The sequence below is a fragment of the Tautonia plasticadhaerens genome (assembly GCF_007752535.1).
Classification (GTDB): Bacteria; Planctomycetota; Planctomycetia; order Isosphaerales; family Isosphaeraceae; genus Tautonia; species Tautonia plasticadhaerens.
This window is the reverse complement of record NZ_CP036426.1, coordinates 3,791,279-3,807,907: the sequence shown is the minus strand read 5'-3', so window position 1 is coordinate 3,807,907 and position 16,629 is coordinate 3,791,279. Positions and strand designations below refer to the sequence as shown.

At 72.7% G+C, this 16,629-nt stretch carries 15 protein-coding genes; 9 read left to right on the top strand and 6 right to left on the bottom strand.

The window, feature by feature from the left end; translation table 11 throughout:
* Positions 1-29: 29 nt before the first annotated feature.
* Entirely contained in the window at positions 30-2,486 is a 2,457-nt protein-coding gene (locus ElP_RS15145) for a PAS domain S-box protein (protein ID WP_145270639.1), read from the bottom strand.
* Between the two features lie 149 nt (positions 2,487-2,635).
* Between ElP_RS15145 and ElP_RS15140 the strand changes: the two genes are divergently transcribed.
* The 9 genes from ElP_RS15140 to ElP_RS15100 all read left to right on the top strand — a co-directional run bounded on the left by ElP_RS15140 (position 2,636) and on the right by ElP_RS15100 (position 10,960).
* Positions 2,636-2,986, top strand: coding sequence for a (2Fe-2S) ferredoxin domain-containing protein (locus tag ElP_RS15140; RefSeq protein WP_145270637.1), 351 nt, complete (start codon positions 2,636-2,638; stop codon positions 2,984-2,986).
* A gap of 171 nt (positions 2,987-3,157) precedes the next feature.
* The gene (gene panC / locus ElP_RS15135; protein ID WP_145270635.1) at positions 3,158-4,045 is read left to right on the top strand and encodes a pantoate--beta-alanine ligase; all 888 of its coding nucleotides are present in this window, start codon (positions 3,158-3,160) and stop codon (positions 4,043-4,045) included.
* 17 nt (positions 4,046-4,062) lie between these two features.
* Positions 4,063-4,458 carry an aspartate 1-decarboxylase gene (gene panD, locus ElP_RS15130; RefSeq protein WP_145270634.1) on the top strand — a complete coding sequence of 132 codons (396 nt, stop codon included), beginning with the start codon at positions 4,063-4,065 and terminating at the stop codon, positions 4,456-4,458.
* A 200-nt stretch (positions 4,459-4,658) separates the two neighbouring features.
* On the top strand, positions 4,659-5,507 hold the full coding sequence (lgt, locus tag ElP_RS15125; protein ID WP_145270633.1) for a prolipoprotein diacylglyceryl transferase: 849 nt from the start codon (positions 4,659-4,661) through the stop codon (positions 5,505-5,507).
* A gap of 452 nt (positions 5,508-5,959) precedes the next feature.
* Positions 5,960-6,475, top strand: a complete 516-nt coding sequence (locus tag ElP_RS15120) for a response regulator (RefSeq protein WP_145270632.1) — start codon at positions 5,960-5,962, stop codon at positions 6,473-6,475.
* 72 nt (positions 6,476-6,547) lie between these two features.
* A complete protein-coding gene (locus ElP_RS15115; protein WP_145270631.1) occupies positions 6,548-7,768 on the top strand; it encodes a hybrid sensor histidine kinase/response regulator in 1,221 nt (406 codons plus the stop codon).
* 95 nt (positions 7,769-7,863) lie between these two features.
* Positions 7,864-8,691 carry a response regulator gene (locus ElP_RS15110; protein WP_145270630.1) on the top strand — a complete coding sequence of 276 codons (828 nt, stop codon included), beginning with the start codon at positions 7,864-7,866 and terminating at the stop codon, positions 8,689-8,691.
* 220 nt (positions 8,692-8,911) lie between these two features.
* Complete coding sequence (locus tag ElP_RS15105) at positions 8,912-10,327, top strand: diadenylate cyclase (RefSeq protein WP_145270629.1); 1,416 nt, start codon at positions 8,912-8,914, stop codon at positions 10,325-10,327.
* A gap of 117 nt (positions 10,328-10,444) precedes the next feature.
* Entirely contained in the window at positions 10,445-10,960 is a 516-nt protein-coding gene (locus ElP_RS15100) for a hypothetical protein (RefSeq protein ID WP_145270628.1), read from the top strand.
* Between the two features lie 81 nt (positions 10,961-11,041).
* Here the strand turns inward: ElP_RS15100 and ElP_RS15095 are convergent, their stop codons facing one another.
* The 5 genes from ElP_RS15095 to ElP_RS15075 form a co-directional block, all read right to left on the bottom strand.
* Positions 11,042-12,100, bottom strand: a complete 1,059-nt coding sequence (locus ElP_RS15095; protein ID WP_145270627.1) for an AAA family ATPase — start codon at positions 12,098-12,100, stop codon at positions 11,042-11,044.
* A 109-nt stretch (positions 12,101-12,209) separates the two neighbouring features.
* The gene (locus ElP_RS15090; protein ID WP_145270625.1) at positions 12,210-13,055 is read right to left on the bottom strand and encodes an FHA domain-containing protein; all 846 of its coding nucleotides are present in this window, start codon (positions 13,053-13,055) and stop codon (positions 12,210-12,212) included.
* A 324-nt stretch (positions 13,056-13,379) separates the two neighbouring features.
* Positions 13,380-14,132 (bottom strand): lipoate--protein ligase family protein, encoded by a 753-nt coding sequence (locus ElP_RS15085; protein ID WP_231749736.1) that lies wholly within the window; start codon positions 14,130-14,132, stop codon positions 13,380-13,382.
* A gap of 53 nt (positions 14,133-14,185) precedes the next feature.
* Positions 14,186-15,721 (bottom strand): aminomethyl-transferring glycine dehydrogenase subunit GcvPB, encoded by a 1,536-nt coding sequence (gene gcvPB, locus ElP_RS15080; protein WP_145270623.1) that lies wholly within the window; start codon positions 15,719-15,721, stop codon positions 14,186-14,188.
* Between the two features lie 330 nt (positions 15,722-16,051).
* Entirely contained in the window at positions 16,052-16,627 is a 576-nt protein-coding gene (locus ElP_RS15075; RefSeq protein WP_145270621.1) for a zeta toxin family protein, read from the bottom strand.
* Between the last annotated feature and the right edge of the window lie 2 nt (positions 16,628-16,629).

Here is a 16,629-nt window from a genome sequence, read left to right as displayed (position 1 = left end):
CATCGCCCGACCGTCGTCCGCCGCCGACCCTAGTCCCGGGCCGGCAGCCGGAGCCGGAAGGTGGTCCCCCGGCCGGGGCCGCTGTCGACCGCGATGGAGCCGCCGTGGCCGGTGACGATGCTGTGGCTGATGGCCAGGCCCAGGCCGGTGCCCTCGCCGACGGGCTTGGTGGTGAAGAAGGGGTCGTAGAGGCGGGGGAGGTGGTCGGGGTCGATGCCGCAGCCGTCGTCGCAGACCTCGACGACCTGGGCGTCGGCCTCATCCCGGATCCGGATCCGGATCCGCCCCCCTTCGGGCCGGTCGAGCTCGTCGATGGCCTGGGAGGCGTTGATCAGCAGGTTGAGGACCACCTGGGTGATCTGGTTCGCCACGCACGGCACCGGCACGAGATCGGCCGGGGCGTCGACCTCGACCTCGATCCTCGACTTGCGGAGCTGCCCCTGGGCCATCTCCAGGGCCGACGCCACCAGCTCGGCCATCGGCACCCGCTCCTTGTCCGGCGGCGCGGTGCGGGCCATGCTCCGGAGCGTCGAGACGATGCTGGCGACGCGCTGCACCCCCTCCCTCGTCCGGGTCAGCAGGCGGCCGGTGTTGCCCCGGACGTAGGCCCAGTCCAGGTCGGCCTCGACGCGGCCGACGGCCTCGGCCGCCTCGGGGGCCATCGCGGGCCGGGCGCACTCGTAGGCGTCGATCAGCTCGAAGATGCCCCGGAGGTCGCGCTCCAGCACGGCGAGGTTGTTGGCCACGTAGGCCAGCGGGTTGTTGATCTCGTGCGCCACCCCGGCGCTGAGCAGGCCGATCGAGGCGAGCTTCTCGCTCTGGATGAGCATGTCCCTCATCCGCTGCCGCTCGGTCAGATCCCGGATCGAGCCGACGTACTGGACGTCGTCGCCGTCGATCAGGGCGTTGAGCGACAGCTCCAGGGGGAACTCGTGGCCGTCCTTGCGGCGGCCCCGCAGCTCGACGGTCCGGCCGACCAGCCGGGAGGCGGGCCGGGCGCAGTCGAGGCACGAGTCGCAGTCGGCGCCGCCCCGGAAGCCGTCGGCGTCGAGCAGGATCAGCGAGAGGGGGCGGCCGAGGACCTCCATCGCGTCGTAGCCGAAGACGCGCTCGGCGGCGGGGTTGAACAGGGTGATCCGGCCGTCGGCGTCGGCCACGACCACGCCGTCGAGCGTCGCCTCGGTGAGCTTGCGGTAGCGGGCCTCGCTCTCCCGGAGCATCCGGTTCTTCTCGGCGAGGACCTCGGCGTTGGCCGACTGGGCCTCGGCGAACCGGCGCCGGGTCTCCTCCAGGGCGTGGCGCTCGGTCACGTCCCGGATGACGGCGAGCACGGCGATCTGCTCCCCCAGCTCGATCGTGGAGGTGTTGACCTCGACCGGGATGACCCGGCCGTCCTTGGCCCGGTGCCGGCCCTCGAAGGAGAGATGGCCGTCGCGGAGCTGCCGCTCCAGGCGCCCCCGGAAGCCGGCGGCCGTGTCCTCCGCATCGATCTCGAAGGTCTTCATCCGCAGCAGCTCGTCCCGGGAGTAGCCCAGCAGCCGGGCCGCGGCGGGGTTGGCCTCCAGGAGGTGGCCGTCGGTGTCGTGGACGAACACCGCGTCCTCGATGCCGTCGAACAGCGCCTGGGCCCGGCGCTGAGAGGCGATTAGGGCCGCCTCCATCAACTTCTGCTCGGTGATGTCCTGCACCGTGCTCCGGATGCCGATGACCTCCCCCTCGTCGTCCAGCCGGAGCCGCTCCCGGATGGTGACGATCAGGGCCCGGCCGTCGTGGCGGCGGTAGGTCCGCTCGAAGGGGACCAGCGGGCGAAGGCCGTCGAGCTTCTCGGCCACGGCCCGCTCGGCCGCGGCCCGCTGCGAGGGGTCGACCCGCTCGAAGATCGGCCGGCCGAGCAGCTCGTCCCGGGTGTAGCCGAGCATCTCGCACTCGGCCCGGTTGACGGCGGTGATCCTCCCCTGGCGGTCGATCTCGTGATAGCCGAAGGGGGCCTCGTCGAACAGCTCGCGGAACCGGGACTCGGAGGCGCGGAGGGCACGCTCGGCCTCCGTCTGGTCGGTCAGATCCGTGATGATCGAGTACAGGGCGATCGGCCGGCCGGACTCGTCGGGCAGGACGTCGGCCACCAGATCCACCGGCACGACGCGGCCGTCCCGGTGGCGGTACTCCTTGGAGTAGCGCAGCGGCCGGCCCTCGGCGAGGATCCGGCGCCGGGCGTCGAGGGTCGTCTCGTGCCAGCGCTCGGGGGTCAGCTCGACGATGGTCCGGCCCTCCAGGCTGCCCGGCTCGTAGCCGAGCAGCTCGCAGAAGGCCCGGTTGGCCCGCAGCAGGGCGCCGGACAGCTCGACGATGACGAACGGCTGCGCCGAGCGTTCCAGCAGGGCCAGGGCGAACGGCCCGAGGCAGCGGTCGACGGCCCGCTCCGCCTCCTCTCGGGGCGGGCCGACGATCGCCGGTTCCGCGGCCGTGCCCCGCACGATCGGCTCCACGGCTCACCCCCCGGCGCGACGTGTCGGCGCCCGACGCGGACTTGACCCGATCGGCCCACGAGGCCCACCATTGAGAGTATACGGATCGTGGCGGACGATCCTCCAGAAAAACCGCGGCCCTCCCCGCGATCGAGGCCCGACCCACCCCCATGCCCGCCTTCTCCCACCACGTGTTCGTCTGCGGCAACGTCCGGGACCCCGGGCACCGCCGGGGCTCGTGCGACCCCTCCGGCGACGGCGACCTCCGGGACGCCTTCAAGAAGGCCCTCAAGCGGGCCGGCCTCTCCCGGACGAGCCGGGCCAACCACGCCGGCTGCCTCGACCAGTGCGAGCACGGCCCCGTCGTCGTCATCTACCCCCAGGGCATCTGGTACGGCGGCGTCACCGAGCAGGACGTGCCCCGGATCGTCTCCGAGACCCTCGTCGGCGGGAAGATCCTCGACGACCTCCTCATCCCGGACGATTGCCTGAACAATCCGGACTGCCCCCATCGGGCCTGACCGGGCGGCGGGGGGCGGATGATCGACGGGGGGCGGCGCGACCGGGGGGACATGAATCCCCGCTCCCCCTCGGCTGCCCACCGGGTCCCGTGCCCGGCGACCTCGCCCCGATCCCCGGCCCGCCGCCTTCCGACCGGATTCGCCCCCCTCCTCCCCCTCGTGGACGCCCCCATGCCCGACACCCCCGTCGTCGCCTCCTCGATCGCCGAGTGTCGCCGCCTGGTGGCGGAGGCCAGGTGGAAGGGTCAGCCGATCGGCCTCGTGCCGACGATGGGGGCCCTGCATGACGGGCACGTTCGATTGATGGAGGCGTGCCGGTCGCGCTGCGGGTTCCTGGTGGCCTCGATCTTCGTCAACCCGACCCAGTTCGCCCCGGGCGAGGACTACCAGCGATACCCGAGGACCCCGGACGAGGACCACCGCCGCTGCGCCGAGGCGGGCGTGGACCTGATCTTCGAGCCGACCGCCGAGGAAATGTACCCGGGCGGGTCGAGCGGCACGTTCGTCGAGGTGCCGGGGCTGTCCTCGGTGCTGGAGGGCAGGTCCCGGCCGACCCACTTCCGGGGCGTGACCACGGTGGTGGCCAAGCTGTTCAATATCGTCCGGCCCGACCTCGCCGCCTTCGGCCTGAAGGACTACCAGCAGCTGGCGGTGATCCGCAGGATGGTGCTCGACCTCGACTTCCCGCTGGAATTGCTGCCGGTGCCGATCGTCCGGGAGCCCGACGGCCTGGCGATGAGCAGCCGCAACCGCTACCTCTCGGCCGAGCAGCGTCGGGCGGCCCTGGTGCTCCGCCGGGCGCTGGAGGAGGCCGAGGAGGCGGTCGTCGGCGGGGAGCGGTCGGCCGACCGGGTTCGACAGATCCTGGCCGATCGGATAGAATCTGAGGCCCTGGTGGCGCTCGACTACGCCGAAGTGGCCGACGCGGCCACGCTCGAACCGCTGGCCGAGCTGCCCGACGCCTCCGGGGCCGGCCCCGGGGGCGTCGCCCTGGTGGCCGCCCGGGTCGGGACGACCCGGCTGATCGACAACGCCCCGTTGCCGAGGCCCGCCCCGTAGGCCGGGACCCCCTTGCCATGCAATTGAAGCTGCTCAAGAGCAAGCTCCACCAGGCCGCCGTCACAGGCTGCGCGCTGCACTACCACGGCAGCCTGACGATCGACCCGGAGCTGATGGACGCCGTCGGCATCCTGCCCTACGAGTCGATCCTCATCAGCAACATGTCCAACGGCGCCCGGGCCGAGACCTACGCGATCCCCGGCGAGCCCGGGGGCCGCCGGGTCGAGCTGAACGGCTCGATGGCCCGCCTCGGCACCCCGGGAGACCGCCTGATCGTCATGGCCTTCGCCCTGCTCGAGGCCGACGAGGTCGAGGGCCACCGGCCCCGGGTCGTCGCCCTCGACGCCCAGAATCGCATCGTCGATCGGCTCGACGACGCCTACACCCCGATCGCCGCCGCGGCCGTCCGCTGAGTTCGGGGGGCGAGGGCCGAGGACCGAGGACGGGCGGCGGAGGACGGGGCAGCTGAACCGTCCTCGAGGATGGCCCCCTCCGACCACCGACACCCCGCCATCCGCCATCCGCCAGCCAGCTTCACCCGATCCCCCCCGGATCGCCCCGCCCGGCCGAGGCCGGGCCGATCCGATCCCCGTCCCCCGAGCAGGGCGCCGGCATGTTGCAGGTCCTCTACGAGATCCCGGGCACCGGCATCCGCATCCACGGCTTCGGCCTGATGCTCTTCCTCGCCTTCCTCGCCGCGATGAACCTGTCGGCCTACCTGGCCCGGCGGTCGCGGGTGGATCCGAACGACGTGTTCGACCTGGCCCTCTGGCTGATCGTCGGCGGCCTGGTGGGCGCCCGGCTGTTCTACGTGGTGCAGCACCGCGAGTCGGTCGACTCGCCGCTCGACGCCTTCAAGGTCTGGGAGGGCGGGATCGTCCTCTACGGCAGCGGCCTGGGGGCGGCGGCGGCGTTCCTGCTGTTCTGGAGGCGCAGGCGGTTCCCCTTCGCCCCCATGCTCGACGTGGCGGCGCCGGCCGTCGCCCTCGGGGTGGCGCTGGGCCGCATCGGCTGCTTCCTGAACGGCTGCTGCTACGGGGACACCTGCGACCTGCCCTGGGCCGTCTCCTTCCCCCAGGGCACCCTGCCCTGGATGGACCAGGTCCGCTCCGGCCTGATCGACCAGGCCGCCCTCCGGTCCCTGCCGGTCCACCCGACCCAGCTCTACTCGGCCCTCGACGGCCTGATCCTCGCCGGCCTGCTGCTCGCCTACTACCCCCTGCGACGCCGGGACGGCGAGGTCATGGCCCTGCTGGCCGTGACCTACCCGATTACCCGGTTCCTCATCGAGCAACTCCGGGACGACGAGGGCGCGGTCTTCCTCGGCATGACCATCTCCCAGAACGGCAGCCTGCTGCTGATGCTGCTCGGCCTGGCCGCCTGGGCCTGGCTCTCGACCCGGCCGAAGGGCCGGTACGCCGACGCCCTGGTGGCCGCCCCGGCCTCCTCGTCGAGGGCCTGACCCGGGGCCGGGCGACGGGCAGGGGCGGGCCGGGTGCCCCCCGGGCGGCCGGGGAGCTGTGGGGGAGTCATCCCGGGCGAGGGCATCGGTAGGCCTGCCGGGCGGGTCGAATCACCCCGGGCCGACGCCGGCCCGACCCGTGTTTCCTTTTTCCGACGCGCCCCGCGCCCGGATCGGGACCCCGGCCGCCGGGCCCGTGGCCCGGGGGTGCGATGATTCCCCGCGGACGCCGACCGGGCCGGTGCCGCCGGGGACGATCCCCGCCGTCCGGCCGATCGGCATGCCCGGGAGGACGCCCGCGACGGGTCGGGGCGCAGGACCTTCGACGCGGCCGATCGGCTGTGGTAGGCTGGGACCGCCGGCCGAGATCGGCCCCGTCGGGGCGGGGCGCCTCCCGGTCGAGGCGATCGACCGGTCCGCCCCCCGATCCCCTCCGAGCCCGAGCCCTCGCGATGAAGCATTGCCTGCTCGTCGTCGACGATGAACCCGACGTCTGCGACTCGGTCCACGACCTGCTGCGCCGGGAGTTCCGCGTCCTCAAGGCCAACGGCGCCGAGGAGGGGCTGCGGGTCCTCCGCGACGAGGAGGTCCACATCATCATGACCGATCAGCGGATGCCCCGGGTCACCGGGGTGGAGCTGCTGACCCGGGCCCAGGCCCGGATGCCCCAGGCGGTCCGGATGCTCTACACCGGGTACGCCGACCTGGAGTCGATCATCGCGGCCATCAATCAGGGCCACATCTACCAGTTCCTCCGCAAACCCTGGCAGCCGGAGGAGTTGCTGGAGGCGGTCCGGTCGGCCGCCGCCGAGTACGACCGCCTGGTGTCCGCCGAGGACGAGCGGGTGCGGCTCCGCCGGGAGCTGGAGGCCCTCAACCACCGGGTCACCGCCCTGGAGGACCAGCTCCGGAAGCTCGGCGGCATGCCCCCCGAGCCCTCCCCGGCCAGCCCGGCGGACGCGGGCTGACCGCCCGGACCGGCCCGGCCGGTCCGACGCGCGCCGACTCCCCCACCCTCCCCGCCCGACGCGCCTTGCCCCATGGATCGCCCCCGCCCCTCGCTCCTGATCGTCGACGACGAGCCGAGCCTGCTGGAGAGCCTCGCCGGGCTGCTCCGGCGCCGCTTCGACGTCCTCACGGCCCCCGGCGGCGGCCCGGCCCTGGAGCTGCTCCGATCGGGCCGGCCGGTCCACGTCATCCTCTCCGACCAGCGCATGCCCGGCATGTCCGGGGACGCCTTCCTCGCCCGGGCCCGGGAGGTGGCCCCGGAGGCGATCCGCGTGCTGTTCACCGGCTACACCGAGATCGGCGCCGTCATCAATGCCGTCAACCGGGGGGAGATCTTCCGCTTCCTGCTCAAGCCCTGGGACCCCGAGGAGCTGGAGGCGGTGCTCGACCAGGCCGTCGCCCAGCACGAGCTGATCGCCGACCGTCGCCGGTTGGTCGAGCAGCTCCAGTCGGCCAACGACCGGCTCACCTCGGCCAACCGGGAGCTGACGGAGCTGAACGTGCTGAAGGACGCCTTCCTGGAGGTCGCCAGCCACGAATTCAACACGCCGATCACCCTGGTCCACGGCATGAGCGAGCTGCTCCGGCTGCTCAATCCCCACCGGGACGAGGTGGAGCGGGAGCTGCTGGAGAAGCTCTCCGACGGGGCCCGGCGGCTGGCCCGGCTGCTGGCCGACTCGCTGAAGTTGATGAGCGCCGAGGACTTCCGGCTGTCGCTCCGGATCTCCTCGGTCGACCTGGCCGCCCTGCTGGGCGAGGCGGCCGAGCAGGTCGCCCCGTTCATCCACGCCCGCTCGCAGCGGCTGGAGCGGCGGTTCGACCCGCACCTCGGCCGCTTCGAGCTGGACGCCGACAAGATCCGGGACGCGGTGGTCAACCTGCTGACCAACGCCATCAAGTTCACCCCCGACGGCGGCCTGATCGAGCTGGTGCTCGAACCCGACGGGGCCGACGGGGCGTCGATCCGGGTGGTCGACCACGGCGTCGGCATCGAGCCGAGGGCCCTGTCCCGGCTCTTCGAGCCGTTCTTCACCGAGTTCGACCCGACCTATCATTCCTCCGGGGACTTCGGCTTCCAGAAGCGGGGCCTGGGCCTGGGCCTGAGCCTGGTCCGGAAGTTCGTCGAGCTGCACGGCGGCCGGGTGTCCGCCGAGAGCGCCCCGGGCCGCGGGACGACCGTCCGCGTGGCCCTGCCCAGGCGCCCCGGGGCGTCCGGGGGACTCCCGCTGTCCGAGACCGGGCCGCTCGCGTAGAATGACCCGGGCGGCCGAAACCCGCCCGACGGGGCCCCGGGCCGACGCCGCCCCGGCCCTCCTCTCCCAACGACTCGCCCCCTCGGGGGAGCCCGATGCCGACCGCCCTGATCGTCGAAGACGAACCCGACGCCAACACGCTGCTCTCGATGCTCGTCCGGATGCGGGGCTACCGCACCGAGTCGGCCCTCGGCGGGGCCGAGGCCCTGGAGCGGCTCGGGGCCCACCACCCCGACGTCGTCCTGCTGGACCTGATGCTCCCGGACGTCAGCGGCTACGAGGTCTGCCGGGCCATCAAGGCCGGCAGGGAGACGACCCTGATCCCCGTGGTCGTCGTCTCGGCCGCCCGGGTCGAGGAGAACGAGGCCCGATGCTACGCCGTCGGCGCCAACGACTTCATCCCCAAGCCGTACACCCCCGACCAGGTCTTCCGCGCCCTCTCGGCCGCCGACGCCTGGCGGAGCGACATCGGCCGGCACCCGGCCGAGGGCAGCTTCGCCTTCGACCTCCGGGACCCGCTGGAGCCGCTCCGGGAGCTGTCCCGCCTCCGCAGCATGCTCCGGGCCTGGACCCCCCTGGGGGACGAGTCCCTGGCCGGGATCTCCGAGGCGCTCCGGGAACTCTGGGCGTCGGCCTCCTCCTGGGGCCGGGCGCACTCGGCCGAGGCCCGGCAGATCGCCTCGGTCGGCTACCGCCTGGAGCCCGACCGCGTCGTCCTCACGGTCGAGGACCGCGCCGGCTGGCTCGTCGGCGGCCGCCTCCCCCCCGAGGAGGGGGTCGCCCGATGGGTCCACCGGGGCCCCTTCGACCGCATCGAGCACCGGTCCGCCGACCGCATCGAGCTGATCTGCCGGCACGACCACTGCCCTCCCCCCCCGCCCTCCGACGACGATCCGGACGACGACACCGCCGACGCCCACTGATCGGCGGCCCGACCATCCCCCAGTCCCCCCGGCGGGGGCGGGCCGGCGCGCCCCCCTCCGGCCGGGATCGGACCGGCCACCCGCCCCGCCCCGGCGGCCTCCCCGCCGCCGAATCGGCCCCGACACCCCGAGGCCCGGCCGGTATAATACCCCGCCCGACCCCGCCTTGAGCCGACCCGATCTGACCCGATCCGACCCGAGCGATGGGGAACGCCCGCCGATGCGAGAGCCGACGGCCGCGGACCACACTCGATCCTACCGGTCCAACTCCCGGCTGGTCGGCCTCTATCACGCGCTGCTCCGCCAGCAGGTCGACCACTTCTTCCCCGACGCCCGCCTGCACCTGGAAGGGGACCGCAGCCCGATCCACTGGGAGGCCAGCCCCGATCGGCCGAATTACGCCATCGACGGCGAGGGTGACGGCATCGAACTGGCGATCGACTGGTTCGGCTCCCGGTACACCTTCCAGCCCGCCAGCCCCGTCCCCCTGCTGGGCTCCGAGCGGAAGCTGATGGAGGCGATCGTCCGGGTGCTGGACCTCCGCTTCCGCACCCTGATCGACGCCGACGCCATCGACCGCACCGAGCTGTTCGACTACGCCCTGGAAGACGTCATCGTCACCGAGTTCCTCGCCCCCCCCTCCCCCATGCGCCTGCCCGTGGCGATGGAGGCGATGCGGATGGCGGCCCTCTCCACCTACGAGGACCGCCGGGTCTCCTCCGGCGCCCTGCTGCTGGGCACCGAGCACGACCCCGCCTTCCCCGAGCGGACCAACCACCCGAACGCGCCGCGGTACAACGTCCGCCTCACCTCGATCAAGATCATCCACCGCCTCTGCGACGGCCTCCGCACGGTCTTCGTGGTCGACCTCCGGGGGGATCTGGCCTGGGCGGTCGACATCCACCGCTGGACCGAGCGGGTGCAGGGGCACGCCCCGCTCTGCGCCCCCTGCCCCCGGCGCTACGAGGACCACGCCCGGGCGACCCGGTCGGGGGACCACGTCGGGTTGGTGCTGACCCCCTCCCAGGAGGTCAAGGTCTTCTCCGGCGGGACGCTGTCGTTCACCTTCAGCAACGCCCGATGGCGGCTGATGGACGTGCCCAGCAAGTTCGACGCCTGGACCCGGTCCGTCGGCGACGCCGCGCCGCCGAGCCTGGCCGCCCGCCTGTTCCAGGCGGCGATGAACCTGTCCGAGGACCGCGTCGGCGCCCTGTTCGTCCTGCTGCGGGATCCCGACGAGTCGCTGCCCCACCTCGTCGCCCCCGGGGACCGGATCGAGGACCACCTCGACCACGACCCCGACGCCCCCACCGAGACCGACCACCTCCCCCCCCGCATGGCCAAGCGGGCCCTGCACCACCTGATCTTCAGCCGTCGCATCGGCGACCTGGACGCCTCGGTGCTCGAATCCCTCGCCGGGGTCGACGGCGCCGTGGTGGTCGACCGCCGGGGCAACCTGCTGGCCTTCGGCGCCATCCTGCGGATCATCCCCGAGGCGATCCTGGCCGCCCGGGCCTCGGAGGGGGCCCGGACCGTGGCCGCCCTGGCCGCCAGCTACCACGGGCCGGTGCTGAAGGTCAGCCAGGACGGCGTGGTCTCCATGTACCTCGGCGGCCGCCGGGTCTGGGAACTCTGAGCGTCCCGACGGCCCCGGAGGCATCGGAGTTGCCCCGATCACCGGGGGAGTGGGCCGACCCGACCGCCCGAGGGCGGGACCGGCCCCGGGATCCCCGACACCCAGGGAGCGACACCGATGACGCGCCAATCGTCCCTCGCCTCGATCGGGCTGACGGCCCTGCTGATCTCCTGGACGTCGTCCCCGGCCCCGGCCCGGCCGCAGGGCGACCCCGAGTCCTTCGCCAGGCAGATGCTCGGCACCTACGACATCGACCGCGGCATGCGGGGCGAAGAGCGGCTCTCCGGGGAGGCGCTGGAGGGCAACGTCAAGGTCACGAAGGACCGGATCTGCCTGCTCGGCCCCGACGGCGTCGAGCAATACGCCGCCGAGTACACCGTCGACGAGATCTCCGACGAGACCGCCCGGATCTCGCTGAAGGCGGTGGCGGTGGAGGCCCCCGAGGAGTTGCAGACCGAGTCGAAGTCCGACGTCGGCTCCGGCACCTCGGGCAAGGCGCTCGCCACCCTCGACGGCGACACGCTCACGCTCATCTACGTCCCCGACGGGGACGAGTACCCCGACGACTTCGAGCCCGACTCCCGGGAGCAGAACCTCTTCGTGCTGAAGAGGCGAGCCGACCCTTCGAAGTGATCGGCCGGCGGGGCCGCGATGGCGGGTGCGGGAGACGGGTCGCGACCCGCCATCCCGCACCCGCATGGGCCATCCGCCCGATCAGGGCACCCGGATGTGGTCCAGGATCCTCCCCAGCACGTCGTCGGGCGAGAGCCCCTCGGCGTCGGCCTCGTAGCTGACCAGCAGGCGGTGGCGGAGCACGTCCCGGGCGACCGACTTCACGTCGAACGGGGTGACGTAGTCCCTTCCCGAGAGCAGGGCGTGCCCCTGGCTGGACCGGACCAGGGCCAGCGTGGCCCGGGGGCTGGCCCCCAGCTCGATCAAGGGGCCGAGGTCCAGGCCGTACTCGTGGGGGGCCCTCGTGGCCCGGATCAGGTCGACGATGTACCCCTTCAGGGCCGGGGCCACCCGGATCGACCCGGTGATCGCCCGCAGCCGGCGCACCTCCTCCGGGCCGAGCAGCGGCCCCGGGTCGGCCGGGAAGGCCTCGCCGACGCCGATCCCGCCGGCCCCCTCGGCCACTCCCACGCCGGGCAGGTCGAGCATCGCCAGCTCGGCCTCCCGGCCGGGGTAGCCGACCAGCAGCTTCATCAGGAAGCGGTCGAGCTGGGCCTCGGGCAGGGGGTAGGTCCCCTCCTGCTCGATCGGGTTCTGCGTGGCCAGCACGAAGAACGGGTCGGGCAGGCGGATCGTCTCGTCGCCGATGGTGACCTGGCCCTCCTGCATGGCCTCGAGCAGGGCGCTCTGCACCTTGGCCGGGGCCCGATTGATCTCGTCGGCCAGCAGGACCCCGGCGACGATCGGCCCGTGCTTCACGTCGAACCGGCCGGTCTGGGGGTGGTAGACCTGGGTGCCGGTCAGGTCGGCCGGCAGCAGGTCGGGGGTGAACTGGATCCGGCGGAAGGGCAGGTCCAGCGCCCGGGCCAGGGCCCGGACCGCCCTGGTCTTGGCCAGGCCCGGCACCCCCTCGATCAGCACGTGCCCGCCGGCCAGCAGCGCGATGACCATCCGCTCCAGCAGGGGCCGCTGCCCCACCACCGCCGCCTCCAGCCGGGCGACCAGCGGCCCCAGGTCGGGCAGGGCCGTCGCCTCGGTCCCCCGCCCGTCGGGCCCGCCCCGGGGGTGGCGCCGGGGCTCCTCGTCGTCCTGCTGCTGCATCAGCCCCTCGCTCGGCCGGCGATCCGAACACCCGGGCCGGCCCGCCGCCCCCGGCCCGCGGGGAGCGGTCCGGGGCGAACAGGGGGGTCCGGCCCTCCCCCGGACGGCGTCACCGGGTCGCCCGGCGGCGCTCCATCATCTTGCGGAGGATGTCCTCGGCCGCCTTGCTGGAGTCCTGGTCGTCCTTCTTCTTGTGGGAGCCGGAGGGCTGCTCCTCCTCGGCCTGCTTCTTGGCGGCGAAGAAGGGATTGGACTCGTCGATCAGCTCCTCGGGCATCCCCTCCTCGCCCTCGCCGTCGTCGTCGAGCTTGTCGTAGATCCCCTCGTCGGACTCGGCGGCGGCGGTCCGGGCCGGGGCCCGCTCCTCGGGCTCCTCCTCGACCTCGGGCTCCTCGTCGACCTCGGGCTCCTCGGCCTCGGCCTCGGGGGGCGGGGCGGGGATCTTGTGGTCGGACTTGCTCCCCTCCTTGTAGGAGGTGAAGGTCATCGTGTCGCCGGTGTAGACGCCCGAGGGGCGCTCGGGGGGGGCGGCCTGGCCCTGGTCGGTCACCAGCCAGGAGTCGATTTCGTCGTTGCTCAGCTCGTCGATGCCGCCGCCCTTGGCCAGGGCACGCTCGACCTTGTCCGGGGGGGCGGAGGCCGCGGCGGCCGGGGCCCCCTGGATGGAGACGGCGAAGGTCAGCGGCCCGATCTGGATGAGGTCCTTGTTCTTCAGGACGTGGTCGGTGTTGGGCTCCAGCCGCTGGTTGTTGACGAAGGTGCCGTTGCGGCTGCCCAGGTCCCGGACCACGACCGAGTCTTCGAGCACCTCCACCTCGGAGTGGTTGCGACTGACCTGCTCGTTATTCGGCCGCAGGTGGCAGCCCTCGCCCCGGCCGACCCGGAACCGGGTCGTGGCCAGCGGGATCACCTTCCCCTCGGGCTTGCCCTGGACCACGATCAGCGAAACTTTCATGCGAAGTCGCCCCTGTGCTTGCGCGTCGGCCGTCCCGGGCGGGGCCGCCGGATGAAATCAATCGGACGGAGAGCGTGCGGTTGCACCGCCCCGGACGGGCGGGTCGTCGATCGGGAAGGGAGGGCGCGGGGACCGTCGGCGTCGAGATGCGAGGGAGACCGACTCCTCTGAATCTTAGCCGAGTCGCCGCGGTGGCCAAGGGAAATCGCCCCGGAGCCGGGAGGGATGACCCGGGACGTGGCCGATCCCTTGATCGATCCATCGGCATCGAGCGTACCAAACGATCACGCCTTTGCAAGATTCCGGGGGGCGACGCGCGGCCGATCAGCGCCGATCGGTCCAGCCGGGGTCGCCGAAGACCGCCCCGGCGATCCCGAGCACGGCCTCCCGCTCCTCGGCGGAGAGCCCCCGCTCGGCCTCCACCAGCCCCAGCGCCGCGGCGATCCGGCCCCAGACCGGGCCGGCCCACGCCGAGGCCGGGCCGGCCCCCAGCCCCGGGCACAGCCCCTCCAGGCCGGGCAGCTCGGGGGTCCGTTCCGAGCCGAAGAGCAGCAACGAGCCGTGCTGCAGCAGGGCCCCGGCCTTCCTCCGCTGGGCGCTGCCGAGCACCTTGGAGCCGGACACCACCAGGTCCTCCGCGTCCCGGTCGGCGAAGCACAGGAGCGGCCGGTCCCGGCCGACCCGGGCCTCCTGCTCTCCCCTGCGTCGGACCTCGACCCCCCGATCCGCCAGCAGCCCGGCGATGGCCGCATGCACGGCGCGATACAGGTCCTTCGCCCCCCGGGCCATCGGGTGGGACGACGGCACGGCCAGGGCGTAGGTCAATTCCCGGTCGTGCCAGATTGCCCCCCCGCCGGTCGCCCTCCGCACCAGCCCGGCCCCCCGCCACCTGGGATCGGCCTCCGCCTCGGACCGGGACTGGAAGTAGCCGAGGCTGAGCGTCGGCACGGACCATTCGTAGGTCCGCAGCATCGCCCCCGCACACTCCCCCCCGGCCACCCGCTCCAGCATCCACTGGTCGACGGCCATGTTCCACGGCCCGTCCCCGGCGGCGTGGGGCAGGACTCGGCAGTGCATGGGGGAGGCTCCCGGTCCGGGCCCCGGCGGGCCCGCCGGGGGGTCGTGCGTCATCAGTAGGTCGGCACCGTCAGCGTCCCGCGCTCGGCCGACGGGACCGGCGGATTCCGGTCCTGGCCGTCGGCGCCGGAGGCCGTCGGCGACCAGCGGAGGATCGGCTTCTTGGCCGCGGCCACCTCGTCGGGACGGCTGATCGGCGTGGTCACCGGGGCGTCGTGCAGCAGCTCGGGGTCCTCCCCGGCGATCGCCAGCAGGGCCGAGGCGAAGGCCTCCAGCGTCTCCCGGCTCTCGCTCTCGGTCGGCTCGATCATCAGCGCCTCGGAGACGATCAGCGGGAAGTACACCGTGGGGGCGTGGAAGCCGTAGTCGATCAGCCGCTTGCCAATGTCCATCGCCCGGACCCCCCGGTCCCGGGCCATCGACCGCGCCGAGGCGACGAACTCGTGCATGCAGCGGTCGCCCATCGGCACCGGATACGCGTCCTTGACCAGGGACAGCAAGTAGTTCGCATTCAAGACCGCGTGCTGCGCCACCGCCTTCAGGCCGTCCGGCCCCTGCGATCGAATGTAGCAATAAGCACGAACCAGCACGCCCACATTGCCAAAGAACGCCCGGACCCGGCCGATCGCCTTGGGCCGATCGAAGTCGAGGAAGTAGGTCCCGTCCTCCTCCCGGCCGACGAGGGGCGAGGGCAGGTACGGGGCGAGGTCGCCCCTCACGGCGATCGGCCCGGCGCCGGGTCCCCCGCCGCCGTGGGGGCCGGAGAAGGTCTTGTGCGGGTTGTAGTGCATCAGGTCGACGCCCATGTCCCCCGGCCGGACCACGCCGAGGATGGCGTTCATGTTCGCGCCGTCGAGGTACAGCAGGGCCCCCCGGTCGTGCAGCAGCCGGGCGATCTCGCCGATCTGCGGGTCGAACAGGCCGACGGTGTTCGGATTGGTGATCATGAACACGCCGACCTCGTCGTCGAGCTTGGCCTTGAAGTCGTCCAGGTCGACCAGGCCCCGGGCGTCGCTCTTGACCGTCACGGCGTGGAACCCGGCCAGCTGCGCCGAGGCCGGGTTGGTGCCGTGGGCGCTGTCCGGCACCAGGACCTTGGTCCGGGTCTCCCCCCGGTCCCGGAAGGCCGAGGCGGCGACCATCAGCGCCGTCAGCTCCCCCTGCGCCCCGGCCGCCGGCTGGAGGCTGACGGCGGGCAGGCCGGCGATCTCCCCCAGGTCGTCCTGCAGCTCGCACAAAAGCTGCAACATCCCCTGGAGCGTCGATTCGTCCTGGTAGGGGTGCAGGCCCGCCATGCCCGGCAGGTTCGCCAGCCGTTCGTTCCGCTTCGGGTTGTACTTCATCGTGCAGGAGCCGAGCGGGTAGAAGTTCGCGTCGATCGCCATGTTGAACGACGAGAGGTTCGTGTAGTGCCGGACCACGTCCAGCTCCCCCAGCTCCGGCAGCGGCGGGGGCGCGTCGGCCCGGTGCTCGGCGGGGATCAGCTCGTCGATCGGCCGCCCGGGCACGTCGCAGGGCGGCGCCACCGCGATCCGACGGCCGGGCCTGGACGTCTCGAACAACAGGGCGGGCCGGTCCTTCTTCAACATGAGCGTGGCCGTCTCGGGTTCGGTTTCGATTCGGGGCGATTCGTGGTCGGGAAGGGATGGAGACCGATCAGCCTGTCGACTCCGGGCCATCGGCCGGGCCTTCCGGACGCTCGACGAGAGCGGCGCCCTCGGGCTGACCGATCTGATCCGGGGGGAGGAATTGCACTTCGCCTCGACGGTAGTCCCAGACGGCGACCGCTCGGCCTTCCTCCTTGTGCCTGGAGAGGGCCTCTCGGACGCCGAGGTCCATCACCTGTCGCAGTTCCTCGGGCTCCGCAGCACGGAGGTCGAGGCGCGTTCGACCGTTTCCGGTCATCCGATTGGCCGGCATCATCGACCTCCTTCGACGACCTGTCGCCAGAGTTCAGGACGGTAGACGACAGTTCGGCCGCCTGCGTGTCCTCCCGCGATTATATCCAGCCCGGCAGCGGTCGCGTTCTCGAACACCTCCCAGCGGTCGACGATCGGCTGGTAGAGCCCGAAGAGATTCCGGAGGCCGGCCTGGAATCGCCTGCGGATCGTCGCCTCCGGGATGGCGTGTCCTCCGCTGCGAACCCGCACCGCGACGCGCTGCACCGAGAGTTCCGGAGACGGGACCCAGATGAAGATCAACCGGACGAGGTATCCCTGGCCTCTCAGCCGCTCGACCCGAGGGGCGAGGGATCGTCCGGCCAAGGTCGTCTCGATGGCAAAGGATGCGCGCATCCGCTCCAGCTCGTCGAGCCGGATCAACACCAGTCGGCCCGCCTCGAGATCCGCCCCCCGGGACGGGTAGCCGGGGAGGGTCTTCGCGATCTCGTCGGCGTTGACGAACGGCAAGTCGTCCGGCAGCAGGGCCGACGCGGCGGTCGACTTCCCGGCGCCGTTGGGGCCGCCGAGGATGAGCAGCAGGGGAGGGTCGGCCATAG

What these genes read in the sequence shown, in the direction of transcription:
- ElP_RS15140 (WP_145270637.1), top strand. Translation starts at nt 2,636, where the DNA reads ATGCCCGCCTTCTCCCACCACGTGTTCGTCTGCGGCAACGTCCGGGAC.
- panC (WP_145270635.1), top strand. Translation starts at nt 3,158, where the DNA reads ATGCCCGACACCCCCGTCGTCGCCTCCTCGATCGCCGAGTGTCGCCGC.
- panD (WP_145270634.1), top strand. Translation starts at nt 4,063, where the DNA reads ATGCAATTGAAGCTGCTCAAGAGCAAGCTCCACCAGGCCGCCGTCACA.
- lgt (WP_145270633.1), top strand. Translation starts at nt 4,659, where the DNA reads ATGTTGCAGGTCCTCTACGAGATCCCGGGCACCGGCATCCGCATCCAC.
- ElP_RS15120 (WP_145270632.1), top strand. Translation starts at nt 5,960, where the DNA reads ATGAAGCATTGCCTGCTCGTCGTCGACGATGAACCCGACGTCTGCGAC.
- ElP_RS15115 (WP_145270631.1), top strand. Translation starts at nt 6,548, where the DNA reads ATGGATCGCCCCCGCCCCTCGCTCCTGATCGTCGACGACGAGCCGAGC.
- ElP_RS15110 (WP_145270630.1), top strand. Translation starts at nt 7,864, where the DNA reads ATGCCGACCGCCCTGATCGTCGAAGACGAACCCGACGCCAACACGCTG.
- ElP_RS15105 (WP_145270629.1), top strand. Translation starts at nt 8,912, where the DNA reads ATGCGAGAGCCGACGGCCGCGGACCACACTCGATCCTACCGGTCCAAC.
- ElP_RS15100 (WP_145270628.1), top strand. Translation starts at nt 10,445, where the DNA reads ATGACGCGCCAATCGTCCCTCGCCTCGATCGGGCTGACGGCCCTGCTG.
- ElP_RS15095 (WP_145270627.1), bottom strand. Translation starts at nt 12,100, where the DNA reads ATGCAGCAGCAGGACGACGAGGAGCCCCGGCGCCACCCCCGGGGCGGG.
- ElP_RS15090 (WP_145270625.1), bottom strand. Translation starts at nt 13,055, where the DNA reads ATGAAAGTTTCGCTGATCGTGGTCCAGGGCAAGCCCGAGGGGAAGGTG.
- ElP_RS15085 (WP_231749736.1), bottom strand. Translation starts at nt 14,132, where the DNA reads ATGCACTGCCGAGTCCTGCCCCACGCCGCCGGGGACGGGCCGTGGAAC.
- gcvPB (WP_145270623.1), bottom strand. Translation starts at nt 15,721, where the DNA reads ATGTTGAAGAAGGACCGGCCCGCCCTGTTGTTCGAGACGTCCAGGCCC.
- ElP_RS15075 (WP_145270621.1), bottom strand. Translation starts at nt 16,627, where the DNA reads ATGGCCGACCCTCCCCTGCTGCTCATCCTCGGCGGCCCCAACGGCGCC.